Source organism: Propioniciclava tarda (genome assembly GCF_900182665.1).
In the GTDB taxonomy this organism is placed as follows: Bacteria; Actinomycetota; Actinomycetes; order Propionibacteriales; family Propionibacteriaceae; genus Propioniciclava; species Propioniciclava tarda.
Genome location: NZ_FXTL01000003.1, coordinates 46,328 through 73,013 on the forward strand (window position 1 = coordinate 46,328; position 26,686 = coordinate 73,013).

Genomic DNA, 26,686 nt, shown 5'->3' on the forward strand with positions numbered 1-26,686 from the left:
GCGGGCCACAAGCCGTTATCGGCTGCCAACCTCGACTGGACGCCCCTCGTCCAGCAGCACCTGTGCGACCCGGGATGCCGCTCGTCCGTCGCCATAGGGCTGCGCCTGCTGACCCGTCGGACGCGGCCGAACGGCCACCTCCGTGAGGCGCTCGAGTGCGGGATCGAGGATGTTCCAGCCGTCGACCAGGGTCTCCACCCACTCGGTCTCGGAGCGCAGCGTCGTGCACGGCGTCCGGAGGAGGTAGGCCTCCTTCTGCAGGCCACCGGAGTCGGTGATGACTCCGGCGGCGCCCGCGACCGTCCGGACCATCTGCGGGTAAGCCAGCGGGGACACGACGTGGACGCCGCCGCGGGCCAGCTCGATGCCGGCCTGCGCCGCCTTGGCGACGAGCCTGGGATGGGCCAACAGCACCACCGGCGCGGCGACCTGCCCGAGGGCGTCCGCGATGGCCGAGAGTCGGGCGGGATCGTCGGTGTTGTCGGCCCGGTGGATCGTCGCCACGACGTAGGGCGCGTCCGGCGACACGCCGGCCGGGAGGGTTGGGTGGTCGCCGGCGACGGCGTCCCGGGTCGAAAAGCAGACGTCGGTCATCACGTCACCCACCAGCCGGGCCTTGCCGCCGAGCCCCTCGTTGACGAGATGCTGGACGGCCACCTCGGTGGGGGCGAGCAGCAGGTCGGCCGCGTGGTCGGTGAGGACCCGGTTGTGCTCCTCGGGCATCCGGCGGTTGAAGGATCGGAGGCCGGCCTCGAGGTGCGCGAGCGGGATGTGCATCTTCACCGCGGCGATCGCGGCGGCCAGGGTCGAGTTGGTGTCGCCGTAGACCAGCACCCAGTCGGGGGCGTGTTCTTCGAGGACGCCGTCCAGATCTGCCAGCATCGCGCCGGTCTGGCGTCCGTGGGTGCCCGACCCGACCCCGAGATGGACGGTCGGCGGCTCGATCTCGAGGTCGGCGAAGAAGGCGTCCGACAGCATCGGGTCGTAATGCTGCCCGGTGTGGACGATCAGGTGCTCGATCTCAGGGTGGCTGCGGAACGCGCGGGCGATGGGTCCGAGTTTGACGAACTGGGGCCGCGCCCCGACCACGCTCATGATCCGCACAGGCTCATCCTAGGGGTGGCGGGCGGGACCTAGGCCGAGCGTCGGCGTCCCGCCAAGGAGCGAAGCGTGGGGAGACCAGGCACAACCGCCACGAGGGCGAAGCCGACCGCGACCGCGACATCGAGGACGTGGTTCACGGGCTGGGTCTGCCGCCACCAGCTCAGTCCGGCGATGGACACCGCTCCCAGAGCGAGGTAGACGACCAGATCGACCCAGCGCTGGCCGTTGATCCGCCAGGCCACGACCAGCAACGCGAAGGCGGTGGTGAGGGCTCCCGCGGCGTAACCGCCGGCGACGCCGAGCAGGCCCCACTGCGGAACCGCCACCGCCCAGCCGGCGACGGCGACGGCGAGCCCCACCCAGGACAGGGTCAGGGGATACCACATGTGGCGGTGCGGGCCGCTGGTGATCGACCCGACCGCGGGCGCCGCCACGTTCTGCACCAGCAGGGCTAGGCAGAAGGCCGGCATCAGGTGCGCGGACTCCGGGTAGCGACCCACCCAGACCAGCTCCATGACCGGACGCGCCGCGATGGCCAGGGCACCGAAGACCGGGATGAGGACGGCGGCGAAGCCGCGGGTCGCGAGGTCCGTGGTGCGGCGCAACCGGTCGAGATCGCCCGCTCCCTGGGCCTCCGCCATCGACGGGAACAGCACCAGCGTGAGCGCGCCCGCAATGATCGAGAGCGGCGTGACGAGCTGTAGCGCGGGCGCGTACTCGCCGGCCAGCTCGGTGGACAGCCCACCCGCGATCAGCTGGGAGAGCTGCAGCATGCCGGCGCTGGCGATGCTGCCGAGCGCGGCGAACGTGACGAACTTGTCGATCTCGGCGCGTAGGTCGGCCGCCGGCTTCCCGCGCGCCGTCCACGGCCAGCACAGCAGCGCGTAGCAGGTCATCGCGATGGTCAAGGGCAGGGTGAGCAGGATGTTCCGGACGCCCAGGGCGAGCAGGATGCCGGTCGCGCCGACCCCGATGACGCTGGTGACCAGGTCGACCTTGGTGCCCCGGGCGACCTGACCGGCCCCGAAGTGGACGCCACGGGCGAACTGTGACGCCGCGACGGCCACCACCATGGCGCTGACGCAGATCCCCTCCCAGGCCGGCCGCCCGTACATCAAGTGCCACACCACGGGGGCCGCAACCGCGAGGACGCCGATCGCCTGCAGCACCCGGACGCCCACGTGCCGGGCCACCGCCGCGACCTCGTCCGGGTCGCCCTTGCCGCGGGCTCGGGCGATGAACTTGGACGCCGCCCCCTGCGTGCTGGACGGCCAGGCGGTGTTCAGGAGGAACGCGAGCGCGGTCGCGTTGGCCACCAGGCCGAAGACGGCCTTGCCTGCCAGCAGTCCGATGAGCCAGTTGGATGCGAACCGGGTGCCCCCCTGCAGGCCGATCGTGGCCAGCGAGAAGATCCCGCGTCGGGCGGTCGACGTCGGCGCAGGATTGTCGAGTTCGACGGGGCGAAACCTCACCGGCGTCCCTGGAGCCGATCGACCAGGCCGACCAGGATCTCCGCCTGCGACGCGAACGTGAACTGCTCGTGGACGGCCCGGCGTCCGTTGGCTCCCAGGTGGGCGCAGCGGGACGGGTCGCGCAGCAGGTCGGCGAGCGCCGACGCCGTCGCCTCGGCATCGTCGCTGTCCATGAATGCGCCGGCGTCCAGGGGACCAAACTCGGACACCCAGAAGGCCATGTCGGTCGCCGCGAACGGGACGCCGGCCGCCATGTACTCGAACAGCTTGTTGGGCAGGGCCTTCTCGTGGTTCGGGACGTGGGCGAAGAACAGCAGCCCGACCTGGGCGGACGCGATCACGGCGGGCACCTCCGTGGGGCGGAGCAGGCCGAGGTACTGGACGGACTCGGTGTCGCGGGCGGCCATCGCGGGCTCGCCGTCGGCGACGATGCGTCCGGCCAGGACCAGGTGCGCCTCGGGCACCTGCTCGCGAACGCGGCGGGTGACGTCCAGCATGAACGACAGCTTGCGCTCCTCGGACAGGTCGCCGACGTAGACCATCCGCCCGGGCACGGGCGCGGGCTCGGCGGAAAAGCTGTCCAGCAGCGGGTAGTTGTGAACCACCTCAGTGTTGGGGTTGCGGAACCCCTCGGCGATGGTCTCCGTGGCGGTGACGATGGCGTCCATGCCCTTGTCAGCCCAGAAGTTGAGGACGTGCGCGTAGGCCCTGACCGGCAGCATCTGCCACGAGCGCAGGTAGGCCTTCGAGTCGACCTGCTTCACCAGCTCCTCGTGCGAGTCGAAGATGCATCGTGCCCCGTGCAGCCGGGCCCAGGCCCAGGCCAGCGGGATGAGCTCGGGGTCGTGGATCTGCAGGATCGTGGGCTTGAGGCGGTTGAGCGCCCGCCACGCGTGCACCTGGGTCTTGGTGAGTCGCTCGATCCGGTTGCGTGGGGTCGGCAGTGCCACGAGGGGGACCGGCTCGACCTCGTCGGCGTCCGCGCGGATGACCAACGTGGCGTCGTAGCCGGCGCGCAGCAGCGCTGGGACCTGCTTGTTGTAGATCCGGTTGTCGCGCGTTTGATGCACGGTGCTCAGGTGGACGATCCGGGGTTCGGTCACCTCGCCAGCCTATCGGGGAGGCCGAGGAAGCCGGCCAGGCGTCGCGCCGACTCGCGTCCGTCGTGCCATCGGGCGACGAAGGCTGGTCCGGCAGCTGCGGTTGCCGCGGCGGCGTCCGGCGCTGTCAACACGCCCTCGAGGACGTCCAGCAGCGTGGCGGGGGAGGCGTCCAGGATGGGGGGCAGCTCAGGCATAACGTCACCGAGTCCCTCGATGCTGCCGATCACGACCCGTCCGGCGGCGAGCGCCTCGACCGCAGCGACCCCGTAGAAGCCGGACTGCACCTGGTCGACGACGATGTCGGCGTCCTTCACCAAGTCGATCATCTGGGCATGCGGGACGCCGGTCGCGGCGAGGTATTCGATCCGTCCGGACGCCGCCAGGCCCTGCAGCACGGGCTCGATGTAGCGCGTCCCCTTGATGGGCGGCTGGCGCCAGCTCGGGACGAACAGCACCTTGGGCACCCGTCGGGCCAGCGGCGTGCGTTCCGTGGCGAACGCTGGTGCATCAACGCAGACCGGCACCCAGCTCGCGTCGGGAAGGTCGCGCAGCAGGTCGGGGGTGCTGACGAACAGCGGGACGCCGACGCTGCGGGCCGTCTCCCGGTTGCGCGCCGTGATCGCGCGTCGCTCGTCCACCCAGGCCTGACCGCCCTCCGTGAAATACGAGTGCGGCAGTCGCGACAGGTGGGCGTCCGGGTCGCGGACGTCCGAGCCATGAGCGAGCAGGCCCAAGGCGGGTCCCTGCTGCTTCACAAGCTCGGCTTGGGCGCGGAAGCCTCGTCCGGACCGGTCGTAGAACAGCGTTCGGTAGCCGTCGAGGATCACGTGGGAGTAGGGCCGCAGCAGACGCCGTGAGCGGGATCCCGACAGGAGTGGGTTGTAGAAGCTCCAGCGAGGGATGCGGCGGTGCGAGTCAAACTGGAAGCCGGCACCGCGCCGGTCGGCCGTCATGGCGACGGCGTCGGCGTCCAGGTGGCGGTTCACAGCCTCTGCCCAGGCGTAGGCCTGTCCGGCGTAGTTCGCGGGTCCGATCGCCAGCCGAGGACGGCCCACGGTTGCCTCCTTCGTTGCGTCCGAAGCAGTCTAACGAACACCCCTTCCAGGCCGACCCCCGGCCGGAACGCGTTCTGGGCGCCGGTGGGGGATCGCTAGGGTGAGCTCATGAGCTTGCGACTCGTGGTGCTGGTGTCGGGCTCGGGAACCCTTCTTCAATCGGTGTTGGACGCCGAGGCGTCCGGCCAGCTTCGTGCCCGGGTGGTGGCGGTCGGTTCCGATCGGGCGGGCATCCAGGCGCTGGCTCGGGCGGAGGCGGCGGGCGTGGCGACGTTCGTCCACCCGCTCGCGGCCGGGTCCGACCGGGCCGTTTGGGACGCCGCCCTCGCCGACGCGATCGACGCGCACGCGCCCGACCTCGTCGTCAGCGCGGGCTTCATGAAGCTGCTCGGGGCCTCGTGTCTCGCGCGCTTCGCCGGACGCGTCATCAACACCCACCCCGCGCTGCTGCCGGCCTTCCCCGGCATGCACGGCGTCGCGGACGCTCTCGCGCACGGCGTTAAGGTCACCGGTTGCACGGTCTTCGAGGTGGACGCCGGGGTCGACACCGGACGCATCCTCGCCCAGGAGCCGGTCCGCGTCCGACCCGACGACACCGAAGACACCCTCCACGAACGCATCAAGGTCGCCGAGCGCGCCCTGCTCATCGACACCATCAACGCCCTCGCCGACGAAAGGCACCCATGACGGACGCCCGCCAGTCCAGCCCGCTCGATCCCGGACGCGTCCCGATCAGACGAGCGCTCATCTCGGTCTACGACAAGGCAGGACTGGTCGACCTCGGCCAGGCGCTGGCGGCGTCCGGGGTAGAGATCGTGTCGACCGGAGGGTCCTTCCGGGCGCTGGTGGACGCCGGCGTCCCGGTCACCGAGGTGTCCGAGCTGACGGGCTTCGCCGAGTGCCTGGACGGCCGCGTGAAGACCCTGCACCCGCGCGTGCACGCCGGGATCCTGGCCGACCGTCGCCTCCAGACCCACCGCGACCAGTTGTCCGCGCTCGGCATCGAGCCGTTCGACCTCGTGGTGAGCAACCTGTACCCGTTCGCAGCCACCGTCGCATCGGGGGCGACGCCCGATGAGTGCGTCGAGCAGATCGATATCGGCGGTCCCAGCATGGTGCGCGCCGCGGCAAAGAATCACCCGTCCGTGGCGATCGTGACGTCGCCCGACCAGTACCGCGGCGTCATCGAGGCGCTGGCCGACGGCGGGTTCACGCTCGCCGACCGCAAGCGTCTGGCCGCCAAGGCCTTCCAGCACACGGCCGCCTACGACGTGGCCGTCGCGTCCTGGATGGGCTACTTCCTCACCGACGACACCGACGGCACTGGCTTCCCGACCTGGCTGGCCGGGACGTATCAGCGCCAGGCCGTGCTGCGCTACGGCGAGAACTCCCACCAGCCGGCGGCCCTGTACGCCAACGGCTTCGGCGCGCCCGGGCTCGCCGGGGCCGTGCAGCTGGGTGGCAAGGAAATGAGCTTCAACAACTACGTCGACACGGACGCGGCGCGACGGGCGGCGTCCGACTTCGACGAGCCGGCGGTCGCGATCATCAAGCACTCCAATCCGTGCGGCATCGCGACCGGACGCGACATCGCGGACGCCCACGCGCGCGCCCACGCCTGCGATCCGGTGAGCGCCTACGGGGGCGTGATCGCCGCCAACCGCACCGTCACGCTGGCGATGGCCGAGCAGGTCAAGCCGATCTTCACCGAGGTCATCGTCGCTCCCGGCTACGAGCCCGCGGCGCTCGAGGTGTTGCAGGCCAAGAAGAACCTGCGCATCCTCGTCGCGGACGCCCCAGCGCGGGGCGGCGTCGAGACGCGTCCGATCGACGGCGGGCTGCTCATGCAGGTCCGCGACGTGTTCCAGGCCGAGGGCGACGATCCCGCCACGTGGGAGCTCAAGGCCGGCGCGGCGGTGGACGCCGAGACGCTCGCCGACCTCGCCTTCGCCTGGCGCGCCTGCCGCGCGGTGAAGAGCAACGCCATTCTGCTCGCGACCGCCGGCGCCTCCGTCGGCGTCGGGATGGGCCAGGTGAACCGCGTCGACTCGTGCAAGCTAGCCGTCGAGCGGGCCGGTGAGCGCGCGCGGGGAGCCGTCGCGGCGTCCGATGCGTTTTTCCCCTTCGCCGACGGGGCTCGCATCCTGATCGACGCGGGCGTGAAGGCGATCGTCGAGCCGGGCGGCTCGATCCGCGACGACGAGGTGATCGCCGCCTGCGCTGAGGCCGGCGTGCCGCTGTACTTCACCGGCGTCCGGCACTTCTTCCACTGAGCCAGGGAGCGATCAGATGACAGCACGGATCCTCGACGGGAAAGCGACGGCGTCCGCGATCAAGGCAGAACTGGCCGTCCGGGTCGCGGCGCTGCGTGAGCGCGGAGTCGTGCCCGGACTCGGCACCGTCCTGGTCGGCGACGACCCCGGCTCGCAGAGCTACGTCAAGATGAAGCACCGCGATTGCGCCGAGGTGGGCATCACGTCGCTGCGGGTCGACCTGCCGGCCGAGGCATCGGACGCCGACGTGCGGTCCGCTCTCGCGGAGCTCAACTCGGACCCGGCCTGCACGGGGTACATCGTGCAGCTGCCGCTCCCCAGGCACCTGGACGAGAACGCGATGCTGGCGCTGATCGATCCCGACAAGGACGCCGACGGCCTGCATCCGCTGAACCTGGGACGCCTCGTCCTCAACGAGCCCGGACCGCTGCCCTGCACGCCGCGCGGCATCGTCGAGCTGCTGCGGCGCTACGACGTGCCGCTGGCCGGGGCTGAGGTGTGCGTGGTCGGCCGAGGCGTGACGGTGGGGCGTCCGCTGGGCCTGCTGCTGACGCGCCGCTCGGAGAACTCAACGGTGACCCTGTGCCACACCGGGACGCGCGACCTGGCCGAGCACACCCGGCGCGCCGACATCGTCGTCGCAGCAGCCGGGGTGGGCGGGCTCGTCACCGCCGACCTCATCCGCGAGGGGGCCGTCGTCCTCGACGTCGGTGTGTCGCGCGGGCCAGACGGGAAGCTGGCCGGCGATGTGGCGCCCAGCGCGTGGGAGAAGGCGTCCGCGATCGCCCCCAACCCCGGCGGGGTGGGGCCCATGACCCGCGCGATGCTGCTGTCGAACGTCGTCGACCGGGCCGAGGCGCTGGCGCGTCGCTGAGCGGGGAAGGTGGGTCAGGGCGACCTGGGCTCGAGGCGTCCAGGGCTGTCGCGACCTGACAGCGCCGGGGGCACCGGCTAGCGTCGGGGAATGGCTTGGGAGATTCCTGAACTCGCGCTCTATCGTCACCCGCGGCTGATCCTGGGCCTGCGCGCGCTGCGGCGCCGCGTCCATCGGCGGATCGGTCCGCTCCGCGTCACGCTGGCGACGTCGCCCGAGCCGGTCGCTTTCGCCGAGCGCGGACGCCTTCGCCCCCGTCCGGCCGGGCGCGGCACGCTCTGGGGCACGGCCTTCACCTGCGCCTGGTTCCACGTGACCGGCGAGATCCCCGCCGAGTATCGGGACGCCCACGTCGCGGCGATCCTCGACATCGACGGCGAGGCGATGGTGCTGGACGCGTCCGGTCGCGCGGTCGGCGCCGTCAGCAGCCGGACCACCCCGGTCGAGGAGCAGGGCAGCCCACGCGGCAAGACCCGTCTCGACCTCACGCCCGAGCTCTGCCCGAACGGCCGCATCGATCTGTGGCTGGACGCGGGCTTCAACGGCAAGCTGATGGCACCCTTCGGCGTCGCCCAGGTCAAGAGGCTCGACCTCGTGGTCGTCGACGACGAGGCCGAGGCCCTCTACCTGGACGCCCTCGCCGTGGCGTACGCCGTCGTCGCCGCGACCGACGGGCAGCAGGCGGCGGCGTCCCGGGCCTTGTTCGATGACGCGGTGCGGCGCGTCCGGGCCGGCGACGCTGCGGGGGCGCGCGCCGCTCTCGCGGCCGTGCTGCAGGGGCGTCCGGACCCTCGCCTGGAGCTCACCGCGATCGGCCACGGGCACCTGGATCTGGCCTGGCTCTGGCCCCTCCGCGAGACGCGCCGCAAGGCGCGGCGCACGCTGACCCATCAGCTCGACCTCATCGATCGCTATCCCGAGCACGTCTACGGCGTGAGTCAGCCACAGCAGCTGGCGTGGTTGGAGGCCGACGACCCCGAGCTGTTCGATCGCGTGGTGGCGGCGATGAAGGCCGGACGGATCGAGGCCCAGGGCGGCATGTGGGTCGAGGCGGACGCGAACCTGCCCTCGGGTGAGTCGCTGGTCCGGCAGAGCCTGTACGGGCAGCGTTGTTGGCAGCGGCTGCTCGGCCGCACGGTCGACGTCTGCTGGCTGCCGGACGTGTTCGGCTACAACGGCAACCTGCCCCAGTTGCTGGCCAAGGCGGGCATGACCCGGTTCATGACCATCAAGCTCAGCTGGAACGAGCACAACGACTTCGGCCATCGCTCGTTCGTGTGGCGGGGCATCGATGGCTCCGAGGTGTTGGTCCACATGCCGCCGGAGGGTAACTACGTCTCCAGCGGCACGGCGATCGCGACCGCCCGCGCCCGCGACCTGAACCCCGAGCTGGACGTCGCGCCCGAGGCCCTCCTGGTCTACGGCTCCGGCGACGGCGGGGGAGGTCCGGGTCCGGTGCACCTGGAGATGCTGCGCCGCTCGGCGTCCATCGAGGGCTTCCCGGCCGTCGTCCGGACCGGCACGTCGGCGTCCTTCTTCGACCGGCTGGACGCCTACCGCGAGGCGCTGCCGGCGCACTCCGGCGAGCTCTACCTCGAAAAGCACCAGGGCACCTACACCACCCAGGGCCGGATCAAGCGCTGGAACCGGCTGCTCGAGCATCGGCTGCACGACGTCGAGTACCTCGCGGCGCTGGCCGCGCTCGACGGACGCCCCTGGCCGCGCGCGCTGCTGGACTCGGTGTGGAAGGACGTGCTGCTGCACCAGTTCCACGACATCATCCCGGGGTCGTCCATCGAGCGCGTCAACGTCGAGGCCGAGGCGCGGTACGCCGCGCTGGACGCCGCCCTGCGCGCGGAGCAGGAGGCGCTGCTCGGGGCGTCCGGTGACGAGGTCTTTGTGAACACCACCACAGTGCGCCGCCAGGGGCACATCCGAGGCGTCGACGGCTGGGCGTCCTACGACGCCGCCCCTTTCGAGACCGTCGCGCTGGCGCCCTGGTCGGGGACCGCACCGACGGCGTCCGCGAAGGCGTTGGAGAACGACCTCCTGCGGGCGACGTTCGACGACGCCGGAGCGTTGGTGTCGTTGATCGACAAGACAACCGGACGCGAGTCGCTCGCGGCGGCGTCCAATCACCTGGTGATCTACCAGGACAAGTGGACGTACTTCGACGCCTGGGACATCGACATCGACTACCGCAAGCGTCCGAGCGAGGTGCTCAAGCCGAGCTCGGTCGACGTGTTTGTGGACGGCCCTCGGGCCGTACGGCGCAGCCGCTATCGGCACGGCACGTCGGTCATCACCCAGGATGCCGTCCTGACCACCGGCTCGCCGTGCCTGCGCTTCGAGACCCACGCGGACTGGCACGAGACCTGGCGGATGCTGCGGGCCGAGTTCGTGCCGAAGACCTGGGCGGACGAGGTCACCTGCGACATCCAGTACGGGCACCTGGCCCGCTCGACGCGCGACGAGACACCGCAGGAGCGCGCACAGTTCGAGATCTGCGCGCACCAGTTCGTCGACATGTCGGACGCCGACGGCGGGCTTGCGCTGCTGAACGACGGCAAGTACGGCCACCGGGTCAAGGAGGGCGTCATCAGCCTCGCCCTGCTGCGCTCGCCGATGTACCCCGACCGGACCGCCGACCGGGGCGTCCACGAGTTCACGTACGCGCTCTATCCGCACGCGGGAAGCATGGTCGACTCGGACGTCCAGGCGCTCGCCGCCGACCTGAACGCTCCCGTGCTGGTTGGTCGCGGGACGCCCCGACCGCCGGCGTTCGAGGTTCTCGGCCAGGGCGTGTGGTTGGACGTCGTGAAGGCCCCCGAGGACTCCGACGGGCTGGTGCTACGGCTGCACGAGGTCCGTGGCCAGGCGGCGACGGTGAGCGTCCGGACGCCCCTCGCCAAGTGCGGGGAGCGTGCGGGGTCCCTGGCTGCGAGGGTGCCTGAGCCTGAGGACCGGTTCCGGGTGATCGAGACTGATCTGTTGGAGCGCCCCGTCGAGGGCGGGGCGACGAGCCTGCAGGACCTGACGTTCGGTCCGTTCGAGATCAGGACCTTCGTGCTCACGCCGACTCGGGCCTGACGCCGTCGCCACGGCTGCGTCGCGTCTAGGACGCCGCTGAGCCGGCGCGCCGCTCGGCCAACATGCGTGGTAGGTCGGCTTCGGGGACGCGATAGACGGCCAGTGGCAGCAGGCTGACCAGGCAGGACGCCGCCGGCACCAGCGTGCACACCGCCCAAATGCCGTCGCGCATCGCGGGGGTGACGTCGACGCCCTTGTGGTAACCGACGGCCGCGACGACGGAGCCGAACAGGACGATCGCCAGGGCGGTGCCCAGCTTCGAGATGAAGGTCAGCCCCGCGAAGCAGACGCCGTCGTGCCGGACGCCGGTGAGCACCTCGCCGTAGTCGGCGACGTCACCCACCATGGCGGTCTGGGTGACCATGAAGACGCCGATCGCGAACCCGTTCGCGAGGAACAAGGCCACCACCAGCCCGAGGTTGCCGTAGCCGACCGCCCACAGCGCGATGAACAGCAGGCCGCTGGCCAGGGTGGAGATGATCGTCAGCCGCTTGCGCGTCGTGAACCGCAGCAGGACCGGCGTCAGCATGATCGCGACCACCATGCCGCCGATCAACGCGGCTCCGAGCGGGGTGAACAGCTTCTCGTCCCCGAAGATCACCAGCGCCATCAGCGCGCCGCCGACGGCCAGGATGTTGCGTCCGAAGGCGGCGGTGCCCGAGGCCAGCATGACGAACAGCATCTTGTCCGCGACGAAGAACCGCAGGCTCTCGCGCAGCGGCGTGGGCGGTGTGGGGTCGAGGCGCTCCTTCGTGCTGACGAAGGCCAGGGTGAACAGCCCCATGCCGGTGACCGCGGCGATGATCGCGAGCCGCTGCCAACCGGCCGCGTTGGTGTGCCCCTCGCCACCGAGGGCGGTGGCGAGGGGCGTCCCGACGATCGTCACGATCGCGAGCGCGACCGTCCCGGCCGTGCGCGCCCACGCGATGGTGAGCGTGCGGTCGCGATCGTCCGTGGCCGTCGCCGCGGTCAGCGCCCAGTAGGGCACGTCGGCCAGGGTGTAGAGGGTGACGTAGAGGGCGAAGACGACGCCGAAGTAGACCAGCCGGACGCCTTCGCTGGCGTCCGGGGCGGAGAAGAGGGCGATGCCCAGGACGCCGATCGGCAGCGCGAGCCCCAGGACGTAGGGGCGGAGGCGTCCCCAGCGGGTCCGCGTCCGGTCGACGAGGACGCCGGCGCCCAGGTTGGCCACCGCGTCCCAGACCTTGATCGCCGTGACGATCGCTGTCGCCACGCCGATGCCGGCCGCCGAGAGCCCCAGGCCTTGGACGAGGTAGACGAGCAGGTAGAGGTTGACCGTGTTGTGCAGCAGGTTCTGGCCGAAGCCCGCCATCGCGAAGCCGAGGCGCTGGCGTCCGTTCACGCCGGAACTTTAGTCAGCGGAAGTCGCGGTAGAAGAACTGGCCTTCGGCCACCCCGGACGCCGCACGCGCGGCTTCGGCGTTCCGTAGCTCCACGCGGCGGATCTTCGCCGACACGGTCTTCGGCAGCGCCTCGGAGAACTCGAGGATCCGGACGAGCTGGTAGCCGTTCAGGTTCTCGCGGGCGTGGGCGAAGATCGCGCGGGCGGCGTCCGGGCCGGGCACCTGGCCGGCGGCCAGCACCACGTACGCCTTCGGCACGTTGCCGCGCACCTCGTCCGGGGACGCCACGACCGCGCACTCGGCGACGGCGGGGTGCGTGATCAGAGCCGACTCGAGCTCGAACGGGCTGATCTTGTAGTCGGACGCCTTGAAGACGTCGTCCGCGCGGCCGACGTAGGTGATGTAGCCGTCGGCGTCCCGGGAGCCGATGTCGCCGGTGTGGTAGTAGCCGTGCCTGCAGGCCTCCGCCGTCATGGCCTCGTCGCCGTAGTAGCCCTTCATCAGCGCGATGTTGGTGACCGACAGGTCGAGGCAGATCTCACCCTCGCCGGGGCCGTCGAGGGGGGCGTCCGTGACGGTGTCGAGCAGCGCGACGGTGTAGCCGGGCGTGGGGCGTCCCATGGCGCCCACCCGGATGGGCTGGCCGGGGCCGTTGCCCACGCAGCAGGTCATCTCGGTCTGGCCGTAGCCGTCGCGGATGGTGTTGCCCCACGCCTCACGGACCTTGTTGATGACCTCCGGGTTGAGCGCCTCGCCGGCCCCGACGAGCTCGCGCGGCGGCCGATGCAGGCGCGTCAGGTCGGCCTGAATGAGCATCCGCCACACCGTCGGGGGAGCGCAGAAGGACGACACCTCGTGGGTGTCCATGATCTGCATGAGCGTGTCGGCGTGGAAGCGCCCGTAGTTGAAGATGAAGACCGTCGCCTGCGCCAGGAACGGGCTGTAGAAGTTGCTCCACGCGTGCTTGCCCCAGCCGGGCGAGCTGATGTTCAGGTGCACGTCGCCGGGGCGGACGCCCAGCCAGTACATGGTGCTCAGGTGCCCCACCGGGTAGCTCACGTGGGTGTGCTCGACGAGCTTCGGCCGGGACGTCGTGCCCGAGGTGAAGTAGAGCAGGCACGTCTCGTCGGCGCGCGTGGGGGCGTCCGGCGTGAAGACATCGGACGCCGTGGCGGCCTCGTCGTAGTGGACCCAGCCCTCCGGCAGCCCGTTGGTCGACCCGTGCGCCGAGATGCCGATGTTGACGACGTCGCCGGCGACGCGTCCGAACTTGGCGACCAGATCGTGCGGGGCGATGGTGAACCGGGCCTTCGCGGTGTCGATGCGCCAGGCGAGATCGGTGTCGCTCAGCAGCGTCGACGTCGGGATCGCGACGCCGCCCATCTTGGTGAGGCCGAGCAGGATCTCCCAGAGTTCGATGGTGTTGTGCAACATCACGATCATCGTGTCGCCGCGACGCATGCCGAGGCTGACCAGCCAGTTCGCGACCTGATCGGAGCGTCTGGCCAACTCGCCGTAGCTGACCTGCGTCTCGGTCAGGTCGTCCTCGACGATCTTCACGGCGACGCGATCGGGGTGCTCGCCGGCCACCACGTCGAACCACTCCAGACCGAAGTTGAAGGCGTCCAATTCGGGCCAGGCGAAGCCGTCCCTCAACGCGTCGTAGTCGTAGGCGTGGGTGAGGACGAAGTCTCGGGCGCGACGGACGGCGTCCGTGGCAGCGGTCGCGGGGCGTCCGGTATAGCTCATGCGCGCGAGATTAGCTTACGGTTACGGAACCGTAGGCAGCGTCCCCCTTGATCTCAGGATCCGGCCTTCCTCAGCAGGGAGGGAGGGACGGGAAGCTCACCGTCGCCGTCGTCGACAGAGTCTGACCCTGGTAGGTAGAGGTGTAGGTCAACGATGCAGTGCCGTTGGCGAAGCAGGTCGCGGGCATCGAGTCCGCGGTGATGGTCACGGTGCCGCCGGCCGTCACGGTGGCGCAGCCGGACGCGGGGCTGTACGACGAGGTGTTGATCGAGACGCTCGCGCAGCCGCTGGGGCTCATGGTGCCGCTCGAGATGCAAACGGTGGAACTCGTTCCCGACGTGTTCGAGAAGACGAACGAGAACTGGTAGACCTTTTTGCCACCGTTGCCGGTGAGCTTGCAGACCGCGCTCGCCGTTGTCGGCTGGACCGGCACCCCGGATGCGGCGACAGATGGCGCCAGCGCGGCGATCGTCACCGCAGGAAACGTCCAGGCCAAGCCCTTCGCCAACGATCGGCGCGAGGCTTGGGCGTGCGAGAGCGATTGCAGCATGGGGTCTCCTGGTCCTGGAAGGAGAACCAGGCTTTCGAAGTCGTCTTTTCTAGGGCAGCCCCGGGCAGGTCCAGAAAACCATCAGCCGTGGCCTCGCGGATCGCGTCCGAAATGTTGCCGACGGTGCGTCCCCGCTCGCGGTAACGCTCCACCGCGCGGTTGATGTACGTGATGACGGTCGACGTGGACACCGGCGGATCCCTCCGGCCGCCTACCCGGCGAGGCGTGCTCAGTTTGGTGGACACGGCACGGCCCGGACGCCCCGACTTCGGCCACCTGCCCGGTCAGCGTGCAAGCCGAACGCGCCCTGACCCGCCGAGCCCACCAAGGCCTTGCTGGGCGCGCCCCGCGCTGCGGGTCGCGCGTCGGCGTCCCACCGGGTGAAGACCAGCCCTGCACGGAGGCGACCCGGAAACACACCAGGGCGGCACCGGCCACGCCGATGCCGCCCTGGTTGGCGGTGTGCTCAGATCAGGCCGAGTTCCTTGACCGCGTCGCGCTCTTCCTCGAGCTCGGCGACGGACGCCGCGATGCGGGCCTGGCTGAAGTCGTCGAGATCCAGGCCCTGGACGATCGAGTACTCGCCGCCCGCCGTGGTGCACGGGAAGGACGAGATGATGCCCTCGGTGACTCCGTAGGAGCCATCGGACGGGACCGCCATCGAGACCCAGTCGCCTTCGGGCGAGCCGAGGACCCAGTCGCGCATGTGCTCGATGGTCGCGTTGGCCGCGGAGGCCGCCGACGACGAACCGCGCGCCGCGATGATGGCCGCGCCGCGCTTGGCGACGGTCGGGATGAAGTCGTTCTCGATCCAAGCCTGGTCGTTGACCTTGGCCGCAGCGTTCTCGCCGTTGACCTCGCAGTGGAAGAGGTCCGGGTACTGGGTCGAGGAGTGGTTGCCCCAGATCGTCATCTTCTTGATCTCGCTGACGGTCACGCCCAGCTTCGCGGCCAGCTGCGCGATGGCGCGGTTGTGGTCGAGGCGGGTCAGGGCGTTGAACCGCTCCTTGGGGATGTCGGGGGCGTTCGTCATGGCGATCAGGGCGTTGGTGTTGGCCGGGTTGCCGGTCACCAGGACCTTGACGTCGGACGCCGCCACTTTGTTCAGGGCCTTGCCCTGAGCGGTGAAGATCGCGCCGTTCGCGCTGAGCAGGTCGCCGCGTTCCATGCCCGCGGTGCGGGGACGGGCACCGACCAGCATGGCCAGGTTCACGCCGTCGAAGACCTTCTCGGGATCGTCGCCGATCTGGACGCCGGCCAGCGTCGGGAAGGCGCAGTCGTCCAGCTCCATCACGACGCCCTCGAGCGCCTTGAGGGCCGGGGTGATCTCCAGCAGACGCAGTTCGACCGGCTGATCGGGGCCGAGCAGCGCGCCGGACGCGATGCGGAACAGCAGGCTGTAGCAGATCTGGCCGGCGGCGCCGGTGACGGCGACCTTGACGGGGGCAGCGCTCACGTTCTTCTCCTCTTCGAGCAGACTTGTTCGTGGGGCTGACGCTAGCAGTCCCGAGGGTGCAACCCAGGCTGTTCCAGGCTAATCCCAGCCCCTGAGTTGGGTAACCTCCAAGGCATGCTCCTCTACCTCGTGCGACACGGTCGTACGTCGTCCAACGTCGCTGGCTTGCTGGACACCGCGCACCCCGGTGCCCCCCTGGACGAGGTCGGCCTCGCCCAGGCCGAGGCGCTCGTGGGACGCCTCAACGGCGTCCGCTTGGACGCCGTCTACACCTCGGACATCGTCCGGGCCGTCCAGACCGGGACGCCCCTGGCGTCCGCGCGCGACCTGCCGCTGGCCACGCTGGCCGGCCTCCGCGAGATCCCGGCGGGGGACCAGGAGATGCTCGCCGAGTGGACGCACTACATCGACGTCCTCAGGGCCTGGGGGCTGGGGGAGCCGGAGCGTCGGCGTCCGGGCGGCGAAGACGCCCACGAGTTCTTCGGACGCTTCGACGGAGCGGTCCAGACCATCGCGGACGCCGGCCACGAGGCGGTGGCCCTGGTCAGCCACGGAGCCGCCCTGCGCACCTGGCTGTCGGGGCGCGTCGAAGGCCTCACCCCGATCGACGTGGCCCATCGGCATCTGGGCAACACGGCCATCGTGACGTTGTGCGGTGAGCCGGGAGCCTGGTTCCTCGACAGCTGGGACGAGGGCGTCCATCACGACACCCCGCACGTGACCCCGAAGCGCGCGGAATGATCCACCTGCACGGCGGCGGCTGGGCGCCCGACGAGTCGGCCTGGACGGGGCTCTTCGTCACCGAGGCCGCCGAGCGGACCGGTCGGCGTCCGCTCATCGTGGTCGTGCTGTGGGGCGAGACGTACGAGGAAGGCGCGGCCTACCACGACGACTACCGCGGTGACCTCATCGCGCTGGGGGCCGGCGAGGTGCGCATCGTGCAGTTGGTGGGTGCCGAGACGCTGGCCGTGGCTGACTTCGCCGACGCCGACGGGCTCTTCATCGGCGGCGGGCTGACGCCCGGCTATCACGCCGCGGTCATGGGTGTCGCGGAGCAGATCCGGGCTGCGGTCGCGGCCGGCCTGCCCTACCTCGGCATGTCGGCCGGCGCCATGATCGCCTCGGACATGGCCCTGATCGGGGGCTGGCGGCTCGGCGGCGTCCAGATCGCACCCGATCTGGCCAGCGAAGGCTTCGACGAGGTCGTCCTGGCCCCTGGGCTCGGTCTGATCCGGCCCACGGTGGACGCCCACGCCGGGCTCGGCCTCGTGGGGCGAACCGCCGCGCTCGTCGCGGAAGGTCGAATCGCCGAGGCCATCGCCGTCGACGAGAACACCTGCGCGGTCATCGGGACGGACGGAGGCGTCCGCGCTGCCGGCCAGGGCGCCGTCTGGCGGCTCATGGCTGACGCCGGCAAAGTGACGGTCCTCCGACTGCTCGACCGCAACTGATTCCAGGGCCGGTCCCGACGTCCAGCCGGAAACGCAGCGGTGCCCCCCGGACGAATCCGGCGGGCACCGTGCATGTTGGGCCGAAGCCCGGGACTCAGTGCGCGATCGCGCCTTCGGCCCCGGCGCCGGTCATGGAGCGGACCTCCATCTCGGCCTGCTTGAGCGGGTAATCCGAGTCCTTCTTGCCGGTCGACACGGTGCCGAGGTAGGCGAGGAGGAAGGACAGCGGCACCGAGATCAGAGCCGGGTTGTCCCAGGGGAACCACGCGAAGGAGGCATCCGGGAACATCGCGCTCGCCAGCTTGGTCTTCGACCCGATCGGGGTCGAGACGGCGGGGGAGAAGATGATCAGCACGAGCGAGATGATCAGGCCGCCGTAGATGGACCAGATCGAGCCGCGGGTGTTGAACCGCTTCCAGTAGAGCGAGAACAGGATCGAGGGCAGGTTCGCGGACGCCGCGACGGCGAACGCGAGCGCGACCAGGAACGCGATGTTCATGCTCTTGGCGAAGATGCCGCCGAAGATGGCCAGCGCGCCGATGACCAGCACGGTCATGCGGGCCACGCGGACCTCGTCCGCCGGGTCCGCCTTGCCGTTGCGCATGACGGAGTTGTAGATGTCATGGCTGAAGGACGCCGAGGCGGCGATCGTCAGGCCCGCGACCACCGCGAGGATCGTGGCGAAGGCCACGCCCGAGATGACGGCGAGGAAGATCGAGCCGGGCGTGCCCTGGCCGGGCAGGAAGAACGCCAGCGCCGGGGCGGCCGCATTGGCCTTGCCGGGCAGGCCGTTGATCGTCTTGTTGCCCACGAGGGCGGCCGCGCCGTAGCCCAGCACCAGCGTGAACAGGTAGAACGAGCCGATCAGGCCGATGGCCCAGGACACCGACTTGCGGGCCTCCTTGGCCGTGGGCACCGTGTAGAAGCGCATCAGCACGTGGGGCAGTCCCGCGGTGCCGAGGACGATGGCGGTGGCCAGCGACAGGAACGCGAGCGGATCCTTGTACTTGGCGCCCTGCGCGAACGACGGGACGAGGCCTGCGCCGGCGTCCTTGTTCTTGACGAGGGCTGCGTCCATGACGTTCGACAGGTTGAAGCCGAACTGGGCCAAGACCCAGACGGTCATGATGCCGGCGCCCGCGACGAGCAGGACGGCCTTGATCATCTGGACCCACGTCGTGCCCTTCATGCCACCGACGAGGACGTAGGCGACCATCAGGGCGCCCACGATCACGATGACGATGTTCTGGGGCAGGTCACCGTTCAGGCCGAGCAGCAGTGACACGAGGCCACCGGCGCCGGCCATCTGGGCGAGCAGGTAGAAGAACGAGATGACCAGGGTCGAGATGGCCGCAGCGAGGCGGACCGGCTTGTTCTCCATGCGGAAGGACAGCACGTCGGCCATCGTGTACTTGCCCGTGTTGCGCAGCGGCTCGGCGACGAGCAGCAGAGCGACGAGCCAGGCGACGAGGAAGCCGATCGAGTACAGCAGGCCGTCGTAGCCCGTGAACGCGATGGCACCCGTGATGCCGAGGAAGGACGCCGCAGACAGGTAGTCGCCGGCGATGGCGAAGCCGTTCTGGGTTCCGGAGAACTGGGCGCCGCCGGTGTAGAACGCGGACGCCGACTTCTTGTTGCTGCCCGAGGTGACCTTGACGATGATCGTCATGGTCGCGATCACGAAGACCGCGAAGACGGCGATGTTGAGGGCGGGGACGCCGATTTCGAGGAAGTTCACTTGCCTGCCCCCTCCAGCTTGGCCCGCAGCTTCGCGGACAGCGGATCGATGTTCTTGCTCATGTGGCGCATGTAGAGCCACGTGATCAGGAACGTGGTGACGAACTGGAGGAGACCCAGCAGGGTGCCCATGTTGACGTGGCCGAGGCCGATTTCTTGGGCCATGAACGGCTTGGCGTACACGGACAGCAGCACGTAGCCGAAGTACCAGATGAGGAACGCGGCGGTCATCGGGAAGGCGAAGCCGCGGAAGCGCTTGGTCAACTCGGCGAACTCGGCAGAGCCCTGGACCTCGACGAAGGCTTCTTCGGCGATCGGGTCCTTCGCGGAGCCCACGGTGTTCAGGGCGGGGAGCGGGTTATGGGACGCCGGCAGGTGACGCTCGGTGTCATAGGTGCGCAGATCAGCTTGCTCGTGCGAGGACGCGCCACTGCCTGGCGTGCGCTCGTCGGGTGTCGTCATTCGACCTCCATTGGTCGGGCCTGGTGGTTGTCACGAAATGGTGGCCAACCACATCGGTTTCGGGGCCGTCGCCCGGTGGATGTTGCGGCACCTCCGTAGAGGCTCGGCATAGGGAATCACGACGTGGTGATATGTGTAAAGCACTCAAACCCAGTTTTTTCCCAACCGAATCCAGGACGTGATCAAACGTTGACGCGGCCAGCCGCCGACCGACGCTAGTGGCTCGGCGTCCGTGGTGGGGCTGAACCACGGGAAACTGGCGCGACGGCGTCCGAACGAAGGACGAATGACCTTGTCGGACGCGCCTTCTAGCTGAAGACGACCGTGCGGGCGCCATCCAGGAGGACGCGGTGCTCGGCGTACAAACGGACGGCGGTCGCCAGAGTCCGGGACTCGAGTTCGTGGCCCATCGCGGTCATGTCGGCGACGGTGTCGGCGTGGTCGACGCGCTGGACGTTCTGCTCGATGATCGGGCCTTCGTCGAGGTCTCCGGTCACGAAGTGGGCGGTCGCACCGATCAGCTTCACCCCGCGGGCGTGCGCCTGCCGGTACGGGTTCGCGCCCTTGAACCCGGGCAGGAACGAATGGTGGATGTTGATGGCCCGCCCGGCCAACGCCTCGCACAGCCGCGGCGACAGGATCTGCATGTAGCGAGCCAGCACGACCAGTTCGATGTCGTGCTCGGCGACCGCGTTCAGCACCTGCTGCTCGAAGTCTGCCTTCGTCTCGGGCAGGACGACGTGGGACTCGAACGGGACGCCGTAGAAGGACGCCAGGTCGCCGAGGTCCGGATGGTTGGCCATGATCTTGGCGACCGTGATCGGGAGGTCACCGATCCGCTGCCGATAGAGCAGGTCGTTGAGGCAGTGTCCGGCCCTGGACGCCAGGATCAGGGTGCGGCGACGGCGTCCGACGTAGTCCAGTGCCCAATCAGCGGCGAGCTCCGAGACCACGGGCGCCACCGCGTGCTCGAACACCGACCGATCGAAGCCGGATTGCACCTGGACGCGCATGAAGAAGCGTCCGGACTCGTCGGAGGTGAACTGCTGCAGCTCGGTGATGTTGCCTTGGGCCTGCGCGATCGCCCCCGTCACCGAGTGGACGATGCCCTGGCGGTCGTCGCAGGCGAAGCTCAGCACCCAGTGGCCGGAGTCCACACCGGACGCCGCGGGCGGAACGGTGGTCCTGCTGCTGGGGTTCGTCACGGTCGTGCAGCCTAGCGATCAGCGGCCTGGCCTATTCACCGGTCTGCGGACGCGGGACCAGCGGCCCCCGATCCGACGAAACGGCTCGGCCAGCCCGCTCACCGCGACCTCGTGGACGGCCCGATGGATCGCCTCGGCCACCTCCCAGGCTTCGGTGTCCTCCTCGTCGAGGCTCGAGTCGGCCACCGAGTAGCGAACCCAGATGCGCGCGCGTCCGGCGATGACGTCAACATCGAATGCCTCCACCTTGTGGCCGGACGCCTGGCAGGCCGCGACCGCAACGTCGAGAACCTCGTCCGGGGCATGTCCCGGACGCACGTCGCTGATCTCCTGGACGGCCCGAAACGATGGCATGGCTCAGGCTAACCCGGGAGGCTCGCTGTTAGTCTCGACCGATGCAGGAGCAGGCGGCGGTGACCTACGTGATGCCGGTCCTCAACGAGGCCGATCACCTGGAAGAGGCCGTCAGGGCCATCCTCGATCAGCGCTACAGCGGGGCGTCCGAGCTCGTCCTCGCGCTCGGGCCCAGCACCGACGATACGGACGCCGTCGCGGACCGTCTGGCCGCCGAGGACGCCCGCGTCCGGCTCGTGAGGGTGCCCGAGGCGAACATTCCGCTCGGCCTCAACCTGGCGATCGCGGCTGCCCGACACGACGTCATCGTGCGTGTCGATGCCCACTCCACTCTTCCGCCGGACTACACGGCCACCATGGTGGCCGCCCTGGAGCGCACGAGCGCGGCCGTGGTCGGCGGCCTGATGGACGCCCAAGGCAAGACCCCGTTCGGTGAGGCCGTGGCGCGTGCTTACAAGAGCCCCTTCGGGCTCGGCGGCGGGGCGCATCACGACTCCGACGTCGAGGGACCGGCCGAGTCGGCGTACCTCGGCGTCTTCCGGCGGGGCGTCCTGGAGGAGTTCGGGGGCTACGACGAGACCCTGCGGCGGTGTGAAGACTGGGAGTTGGCGTCTCGTCTGCGCACGTCCGGACGCCTCGTCTGGCTGGTGCCGAGCGTCAAGGTCGTCTACTACCCGCGCGAAACAGTCGACAAGCTGTGGAGCCAGATGTTCGCCACGGGCGTCTGGCGGGGTGAGCTGGTCAGGCGCCAGGGGACGACCCCGCTGCGCTACCTCGCCCCGCCGATCCTGGTGTGCGCGCTGGCGCTCAGCCCCGTCGCGGCCCTGGGCCTGGCGAGGCGTCCGGCAGGTGTGGTCCGGGCGGGGCTCGCGTGCGTGGCGTCCGCCCCGGTGGTCTACGCGGTGGGCCTCGCGGCGGCGTCCTCGCGGCTGGGTGGGGCGTCCTGGGGGGACCACGCTCGCAACGTCGTCGCGATGGCCGTGACCCACGTCTCGTGGGGCGCCGGCTTCGTCCGCGGCTTCGTCCGGGGGGCAGAGGGCATCCTCGACCGCTCGCGCGTGACCCAGCCGTCGCGCTGAGAACTGTCGGCGGGGCCTCGTAGCGTGGGGCCATGCTCAAAGTCCTGGCCGTCCACGGCTACCGGTCACTGCGCGACGTCGTCTTCGAGCTCGGCCCGCTGACGGTCGTCACGGGCGCCAACGGGGTCGGCAAGTCGAGCCTGTACCGGGCGTTCGGGCTCTTGTCGGACGCCGCCCGCGGCCAGTTGATCGCCTCGCTGGCTCGGGCCGGCGGGCTGAGCTCGGTGCTGTGGGCCGGGCCCGAGTTCGTGAGCGGCGCGATGATCCGCGGCGAGGCGCCGGTTCAGGGCACCGGACGCCGCAAGGCGCCGATCAGCCTGACGCTGGGCTTCGCGACCGAGCACCTCGGCTACCTCATCGACCTCGGCCTGCCGCAGGCCGGCGACCGGACGATGTTCTTCCGCGACCCCGAGATCAAGCGGGAGGCGGTGTTCGCCGCTCCCGAGCTACGGCCTTCCAGCGTCCTGGTCGAGCGCAATCGCAGCACGGTCAAGGTGCGCTCGACGACGGCCCTGGCCGATCTGGGCTGGCGTCTGCCGCCGCACGCGGGGCTGCTGGACGAGCTGTCCGATCCCGTGGCGTATCCGGACGTCGCGGCCGTCCGCGACGAGGTGCTGTCGTGGCGCTTCTACGACACCTTTCGGGTGGACGCCGACGCGCCGGCCCGCCGCGCGGTGGTCGGCACGCGCACCCAGGTGCTCGCGGCCGACGGCTCGGACCTGCCTGCCGCCGTCCGGACGATCATCGAGTCGGCCTGGGCGAGGCCCTTCGCGGACGCCGTGGCCGACGCGTTCGATGGTGCGACCGTGCAGGTCGAGGAGGCGTCCGGGCGCTTCGAGCTGACGATGCGCCAGCCGGGGATGCTGCGCGAGCTCGCGGCGTCCGAATGGTCGGACGGCACCCTGCGTTACGTGCTGATGGCGACCGCCCTGCACAGCCCGCGGCCGCCGTCGCTGCTGGTGTTGAACGAGCCCGAGACCTCCCTGCACCCGCAGGTGCTGCCCGCGCTGGGACGCCTCATCAAGGACGCCGCGACGCGCACCCAGGTCGTGGTCATCACCCACAGCGCCGCGCTGGTGGCCGAGCTGAAGGGTCGGCGGACCGCCTCGGTTGAGTTGACCAAGCGGCTCGGCGAGACCCTGGTCGCGGACCAGGGGCTGCTCACCCGTCCGCGGTGGAACTGGGGCAGTCGCTAGGTGCGGAGCCCTTCGACAGGCTCAGGGATCGAAGCCTGAGCGTCCCCGGTCGTCGGCTGAGCTGGTCGAAGCCCGGGTCGCGGACCGTTGGCTGAGCTTGTCGAAGCCGAGCGCCTCTGTCGTTGGCTGAGCCTGTCGAGGTCGTTGGCCGAGCCTGTCGAGTCCGGGTCGCGGACCGTTGGCTGAGCTTGTCGAAGCCCTCGCTCAGTCCGCCCGGACGATCTCGGACGCCACGAGGCGTCCGTCCTCGATGGTCAGCCACCCGAACGTGCCGAACGGCTGGCGGCGCGGGTCGGTGGGGGAGCCGGGGTTGAACAGGTGCAGGCCGGTGGGCTCGTCGTAGGCGTCCCACGGGATGTGCGAGTGGCCGTAGATGACGAGCGAGGCGTCCGGGAAGCGTCGCCGCATGCGCCCGGCGCGGCCGGTGCGATCCCCGGAGTCGTGGATCATCGCGACTGCCAACCCGTCGAGCGTCTCCTCGAACCAGGGCGTAGCGCCCCAGCGGCGCAGCTCCGGTCCGTCGTTGTTACCGAGCACCGCGCGCACCGGGGCCCACTGCGACAGCCCGTTGAGCACCTCGGGACGGCAGACGTCGCCGGCATGCAGGATCAAGTCGGGTCCGGACGCCAGCGCGTCCGCCAAACCCGCCGGCGTTCCCCGCCAGCGCGACGGCGCGTGGGTGTCGGAGACGACGAGCACCCTCATCGGGCCACCATCAGTAGCCCGCTCGGTCGAGCGCCTCGAGGGCGCGCTCGCGGCCCAGGGCGATCATCTCGGTCGCGCGGAGGAAGTCGAGAGTGCCGCACGAGTCCACCGGGACGTGGACCCAGACATCGGGTGGATTGGCGGCGGTCCGGAACCGCGTCACCAGCGCCTGGCTGGCGTTCAGCGACATCGTCAGCACGTCCAGCGTCTTCAGGTCCCGCGGGAGGTCCTCGAAACCGAGATCGGACGCCGACGCGCCGTCGTCCTCGCGGCGTCCGAGGTGCGTCAGGGGCGACAGCTGAGCCGCCGCCACCTCGGCCGCGTGCACCGCGCTGCGCCGCAGGCCACCGAGCCAGCTGGCCGCGGCCGACTCGGACTCGTCGGACGACTCGGCGACCGGCTGGCCGCCGGTGCCGCGGGCGCCCGGGGCGTTCAGGTCAACCGCGAGGGTGAAGTCGGCGGACCAGGCCGTCACGGCGTCCATCGGGACGGGATTCATCAGCCCACCGTCCACCAGAACGCGTCCGTGGAGCTTGACCGGCGTGATCGCGGTCGGGATCGCGATGGACGCCCTGATCGCCGCGGCGACGGGGCCGTGCTCGAACCAGACCTCGCGCTGGGCGACGAGGTCCGTGGCGACCGCGACGTAGGGGATCGGCAGCTCTTCGATGCGCGCGCCGTCCAGCATGTCGCTGATCTTGTCCAGCACCCGCTGCGCCCGGACGACGCCCGGCATCCCGATCGCCGGATCCAGCAGCATTAACAGCTCGCGCTGGTTCAGCGCCGTGATCCACTCGGTGAACGCGTCCAGTGCGCCGGCCGCCTGGAGCCCGCCGATGAGCGCACCCACGGACGTGCCCGCGATCGCGGAGACCTCGTGCCCCCGCTCATGCAGCACCTGGAGCACACCGATGTGCGCCCAGCCGCGAGCACCGCCGGATCCCAACGCGAGAGCTACCTTCATGCCGAAAGCCTAGGACTCCTCACCGCGTCGTCTGTCCCTGCTGGCGTCAGCGAGCCCGTGGTAGCGTCGATGCGCCCGGGCGACCGACACCGGGCGCCAGGAGTATTCGTTGAATCCGATCGTCGCCAACGTGCTGCTGATCCTCGCCTTCATCCTGGTTGGCGGAGTGTTCGCAGCAGCGGAGATGGCGCTGGTGTCCCTGCGCGAGTCCCAGGTCAAGGGGCTGGCTGGCCGGGGCAAGCGCGGGGCCACGGTTGCGGCGCTCGCTGCCAGTCCCAACCGCTTCTTGTCAGCGGTCCAAATCGGCGTGACATTGTCGGGCTTCCTGTCGGCCGCGTTCGGTGGCGCGACCTTGGCTGAGGACTTGACCCCGGTCCTGGTTGCCTTGGGCCTGCCAGCCGACGTCGCTTCTCCGGTGTCCCTGGTTTTGATCACATTGGCGATCTCGTATTTCTCCATCGTGCTGGGCGAACTAGCTTCCAAACGGCTCGCGATGCAGCGGGCCGAGTCGTTCGCCATGGCACTGGCTCCCATGGTCAGCGTCATCGCCAGGGTGGCCCGTCCGGTGATCTGGTTTCTGGGTGTTTCGACGGACGTGGTGGTGCGCATCCTGGGGGGTGACCCGAAAGCCTCCCGCGAGGAGGTGACCGACGCGGAACTGCGCCAGTTGGTCAGCACGTCCGCGACCCTGGGTGCCGAAGAGCGGCAGATCGTCGACGAGGTCTTCTCCGCGGGCGACAAGAGCCTCCGCGAGGTCATGCTGCCGCGCACCGAGGTCGACTTCCTGGACGCCGACCTGCCGGCGTACCGCGCGATCCGCGACCTGGCGGGCAAGTCGCACAGCCGCTACCCGGTGGTCGGGCGCGACGTCGACGATGTGGTGGGCTTTCTGCACATCCGCGACCTGTTCGACCTGGATCCGGCCGAGCGTCAGGCGCCCATCGGCCAGCTGGTGCGTCCGATCGACTCGCTGCCGCAGACGGTGCGCCTCCTGCGAGCCATGACGCTGATGCGCTCGACGAACTCGCACATGGTGATCGTGACCGACGAGTACGGCGGTACGGCCGGCATCGTCACGCTCGAGGACCTGGTCGAGGAGCTGGTCGGCGACATCACCGACGAATTCGACGCTGTCGACGAGGAGCGCCCCACGACGTCCGCGGTGAGCGGCGAGATCGACGGGCTCACCACCCTCGAAGAGTTCGCCGAGGAGTTCGGCGCCCTGCTGCCGGAAGGCCCCTACGACACCGTCGCGGGCTTCGTCATGGCCCAGCTCGGACGCCTCCCGTCCGTCGGCGACAGCATCTCCGAAGACCTGCCGGACGCCGCCGCGAGCGACGGCGTCCAGGCGTTCAAGCTCACCGTCACCGAGTTGGACGGGCGCCGGGCCGCGCGCATCACGGTCGCGCGCGGAACTGCCGCGGAGGCGTCCGGCTAGTAAGG

24 protein-coding genes are annotated in these 26,686 nt (G+C 70.1%); 10 read left to right on the plus strand and 14 right to left on the minus strand.

What is annotated here, in order from left to right:
- Positions 1-15: 15 nt before the first annotated feature.
- The 4 genes from wecB to FN821_RS03945 are packed head-to-tail and all read right to left on the minus strand — an operon-like array spanning position 16 to position 4,734.
- On the minus strand, positions 16-1,104 hold the full coding sequence (gene wecB / locus FN821_RS03930) for a non-hydrolyzing UDP-N-acetylglucosamine 2-epimerase (protein WP_131171357.1): 1,089 nt from the start codon (positions 1,102-1,104) through the stop codon (positions 16-18).
- Positions 1,105-1,133: 29 nt separating this feature from the next.
- Positions 1,134-2,576 (minus strand): lipopolysaccharide biosynthesis protein, encoded by a 1,443-nt coding sequence (locus FN821_RS03935; protein WP_131171356.1) that lies wholly within the window; start codon positions 2,574-2,576, stop codon positions 1,134-1,136.
- On the minus strand, positions 2,573-3,679 hold the full coding sequence (locus tag FN821_RS03940; RefSeq protein WP_131171355.1) for a glycosyltransferase: 1,107 nt from the start codon (positions 3,677-3,679) through the stop codon (positions 2,573-2,575). Before FN821_RS03940 ends, FN821_RS03935 begins: the two co-directional genes overlap by 4 nt.
- Positions 3,676-4,734, minus strand: coding sequence for a hypothetical protein (locus tag FN821_RS03945; protein ID WP_131171354.1), 1,059 nt, complete (start codon positions 4,732-4,734; stop codon positions 3,676-3,678). The genes FN821_RS03940 and FN821_RS03945 overlap by 4 nt, the downstream gene beginning before the upstream one ends.
- Positions 4,735-4,842: 108 nt before the next feature.
- Here FN821_RS03945 and purN point away from each other — a divergent pair, with 108 nt between their 5' ends.
- From purN to FN821_RS03965, 4 genes are all read left to right on the plus strand, one after another.
- The gene (gene purN, locus FN821_RS03950; protein WP_131171353.1) at positions 4,843-5,421 is read left to right on the plus strand and encodes a phosphoribosylglycinamide formyltransferase; all 579 of its coding nucleotides are present in this window, start codon (positions 4,843-4,845) and stop codon (positions 5,419-5,421) included.
- On the plus strand, positions 5,418-7,007 hold the full coding sequence (purH, locus tag FN821_RS03955) for a bifunctional phosphoribosylaminoimidazolecarboxamide formyltransferase/IMP cyclohydrolase (RefSeq protein WP_131171352.1): 1,590 nt from the start codon (positions 5,418-5,420) through the stop codon (positions 7,005-7,007). Before purN ends, purH begins: the two co-directional genes overlap by 4 nt.
- Positions 7,008-7,023: 16 nt before the next feature.
- Positions 7,024-7,881 carry a bifunctional methylenetetrahydrofolate dehydrogenase/methenyltetrahydrofolate cyclohydrolase gene (locus FN821_RS03960; RefSeq protein WP_131171351.1) on the plus strand — a complete coding sequence of 286 codons (858 nt, stop codon included), beginning with the start codon at positions 7,024-7,026 and terminating at the stop codon, positions 7,879-7,881.
- 90 nt (positions 7,882-7,971) lie between these two features.
- On the plus strand, positions 7,972-10,971 hold the full coding sequence (locus tag FN821_RS03965; RefSeq protein WP_131171350.1) for an alpha-mannosidase: 3,000 nt from the start codon (positions 7,972-7,974) through the stop codon (positions 10,969-10,971).
- A gap of 25 nt (positions 10,972-10,996) precedes the next feature.
- Here the strand turns inward: FN821_RS03965 and FN821_RS03970 are convergent, their stop codons facing one another.
- On the minus strand, positions 10,997-12,334 hold the full coding sequence (locus FN821_RS03970; protein ID WP_131171349.1) for an MFS transporter: 1,338 nt from the start codon (positions 12,332-12,334) through the stop codon (positions 10,997-10,999).
- 13 nt (positions 12,335-12,347) lie between these two features.
- The gene (locus tag FN821_RS03975; protein WP_131171348.1) at positions 12,348-14,084 is read right to left on the minus strand and encodes an AMP-binding protein; all 1,737 of its coding nucleotides are present in this window, start codon (positions 14,082-14,084) and stop codon (positions 12,348-12,350) included.
- 164 nt (positions 14,085-14,248) lie between these two features.
- On the opposite strand from FN821_RS03975, the gene FN821_RS03980 reads away from it, so the two are divergent.
- Entirely contained in the window at positions 14,249-14,452 is a 204-nt protein-coding gene (locus tag FN821_RS03980; RefSeq protein WP_131171347.1) for a hypothetical protein, read from the plus strand.
- Positions 14,453-14,555: 103 nt separating this feature from the next.
- On the opposite strand, the gene FN821_RS03985 is transcribed toward FN821_RS03980, so the two are convergent.
- The gene (locus FN821_RS03985) at positions 14,556-14,825 is read right to left on the minus strand and encodes a hypothetical protein (RefSeq protein ID WP_131171346.1); all 270 of its coding nucleotides are present in this window, start codon (positions 14,823-14,825) and stop codon (positions 14,556-14,558) included.
- A 275-nt stretch (positions 14,826-15,100) separates the two neighbouring features.
- Positions 15,101-16,090: a malate dehydrogenase gene (locus FN821_RS03990; RefSeq protein WP_131171345.1), complete on the minus strand. Its 990-nt coding sequence runs from the start codon at positions 16,088-16,090 to the stop codon at positions 15,101-15,103.
- A gap of 114 nt (positions 16,091-16,204) precedes the next feature.
- Between FN821_RS03990 and FN821_RS03995 the strand changes: the two genes are divergently transcribed.
- Complete coding sequence (locus FN821_RS03995) at positions 16,205-16,831, plus strand: histidine phosphatase family protein (RefSeq protein WP_131171344.1); 627 nt, start codon at positions 16,205-16,207, stop codon at positions 16,829-16,831.
- A complete protein-coding gene (locus tag FN821_RS04000) occupies positions 16,828-17,541 on the plus strand; it encodes a Type 1 glutamine amidotransferase-like domain-containing protein (protein WP_131171343.1) in 714 nt (237 codons plus the stop codon). Before FN821_RS03995 ends, FN821_RS04000 begins: the two co-directional genes overlap by 4 nt.
- 94 nt (positions 17,542-17,635) lie before the next feature.
- On the opposite strand, the gene FN821_RS04005 is transcribed toward FN821_RS04000, so the two are convergent.
- The 4 genes from FN821_RS04005 to FN821_RS04020 all read right to left on the minus strand — a co-directional run bounded on the left by FN821_RS04005 (position 17,636) and on the right by FN821_RS04020 (position 21,299).
- The gene (locus tag FN821_RS04005; RefSeq protein ID WP_241660091.1) at positions 17,636-19,279 is read right to left on the minus strand and encodes a solute symporter family protein; all 1,644 of its coding nucleotides are present in this window, start codon (positions 19,277-19,279) and stop codon (positions 17,636-17,638) included.
- Positions 19,276-19,740 carry a DUF485 domain-containing protein gene (locus FN821_RS04010; RefSeq protein WP_131171342.1) on the minus strand — a complete coding sequence of 155 codons (465 nt, stop codon included), beginning with the start codon at positions 19,738-19,740 and terminating at the stop codon, positions 19,276-19,278. The genes FN821_RS04005 and FN821_RS04010 overlap by 4 nt, the downstream gene beginning before the upstream one ends.
- A gap of 308 nt (positions 19,741-20,048) precedes the next feature.
- Positions 20,049-20,897 carry a formyltetrahydrofolate deformylase gene (purU, locus tag FN821_RS04015; RefSeq protein WP_131171410.1) on the minus strand — a complete coding sequence of 283 codons (849 nt, stop codon included), beginning with the start codon at positions 20,895-20,897 and terminating at the stop codon, positions 20,049-20,051.
- Positions 20,898-20,963: 66 nt separating this feature from the next.
- Positions 20,964-21,299 (minus strand): hypothetical protein, encoded by a 336-nt coding sequence (locus tag FN821_RS04020; protein ID WP_131171341.1) that lies wholly within the window; start codon positions 21,297-21,299, stop codon positions 20,964-20,966.
- 41 nt (positions 21,300-21,340) lie between these two features.
- On the opposite strand from FN821_RS04020, the gene FN821_RS04025 reads away from it, so the two are divergent.
- Positions 21,341-22,378, plus strand: a complete 1,038-nt coding sequence (locus FN821_RS04025) for a glycosyltransferase family 2 protein (RefSeq protein ID WP_131171340.1) — start codon at positions 21,341-21,343, stop codon at positions 22,376-22,378.
- Between the two features lie 32 nt (positions 22,379-22,410).
- Entirely contained in the window at positions 22,411-23,574 is a 1,164-nt protein-coding gene (locus FN821_RS04030) for an AAA family ATPase (protein ID WP_131171339.1), read from the plus strand.
- 204 nt (positions 23,575-23,778) lie between these two features.
- Here FN821_RS04030 and FN821_RS04035 read toward each other — a convergent pair whose 3' ends face one another.
- Positions 23,779-24,279 (minus strand): metallophosphoesterase family protein, encoded by a 501-nt coding sequence (locus FN821_RS04035; protein WP_131171338.1) that lies wholly within the window; start codon positions 24,277-24,279, stop codon positions 23,779-23,781.
- 10 nt (positions 24,280-24,289) lie between these two features.
- Entirely contained in the window at positions 24,290-25,243 is a 954-nt protein-coding gene (locus tag FN821_RS04040; RefSeq protein WP_131171337.1) for a patatin-like phospholipase family protein, read from the minus strand.
- A 109-nt stretch (positions 25,244-25,352) separates the two neighbouring features.
- On the opposite strand from FN821_RS04040, the gene FN821_RS04045 reads away from it, so the two are divergent.
- Positions 25,353-26,681, plus strand: coding sequence for a hemolysin family protein (locus FN821_RS04045; RefSeq protein ID WP_131171336.1), 1,329 nt, complete (start codon positions 25,353-25,355; stop codon positions 26,679-26,681).
- Positions 26,682-26,686: the final 5 nt, after the last annotated feature.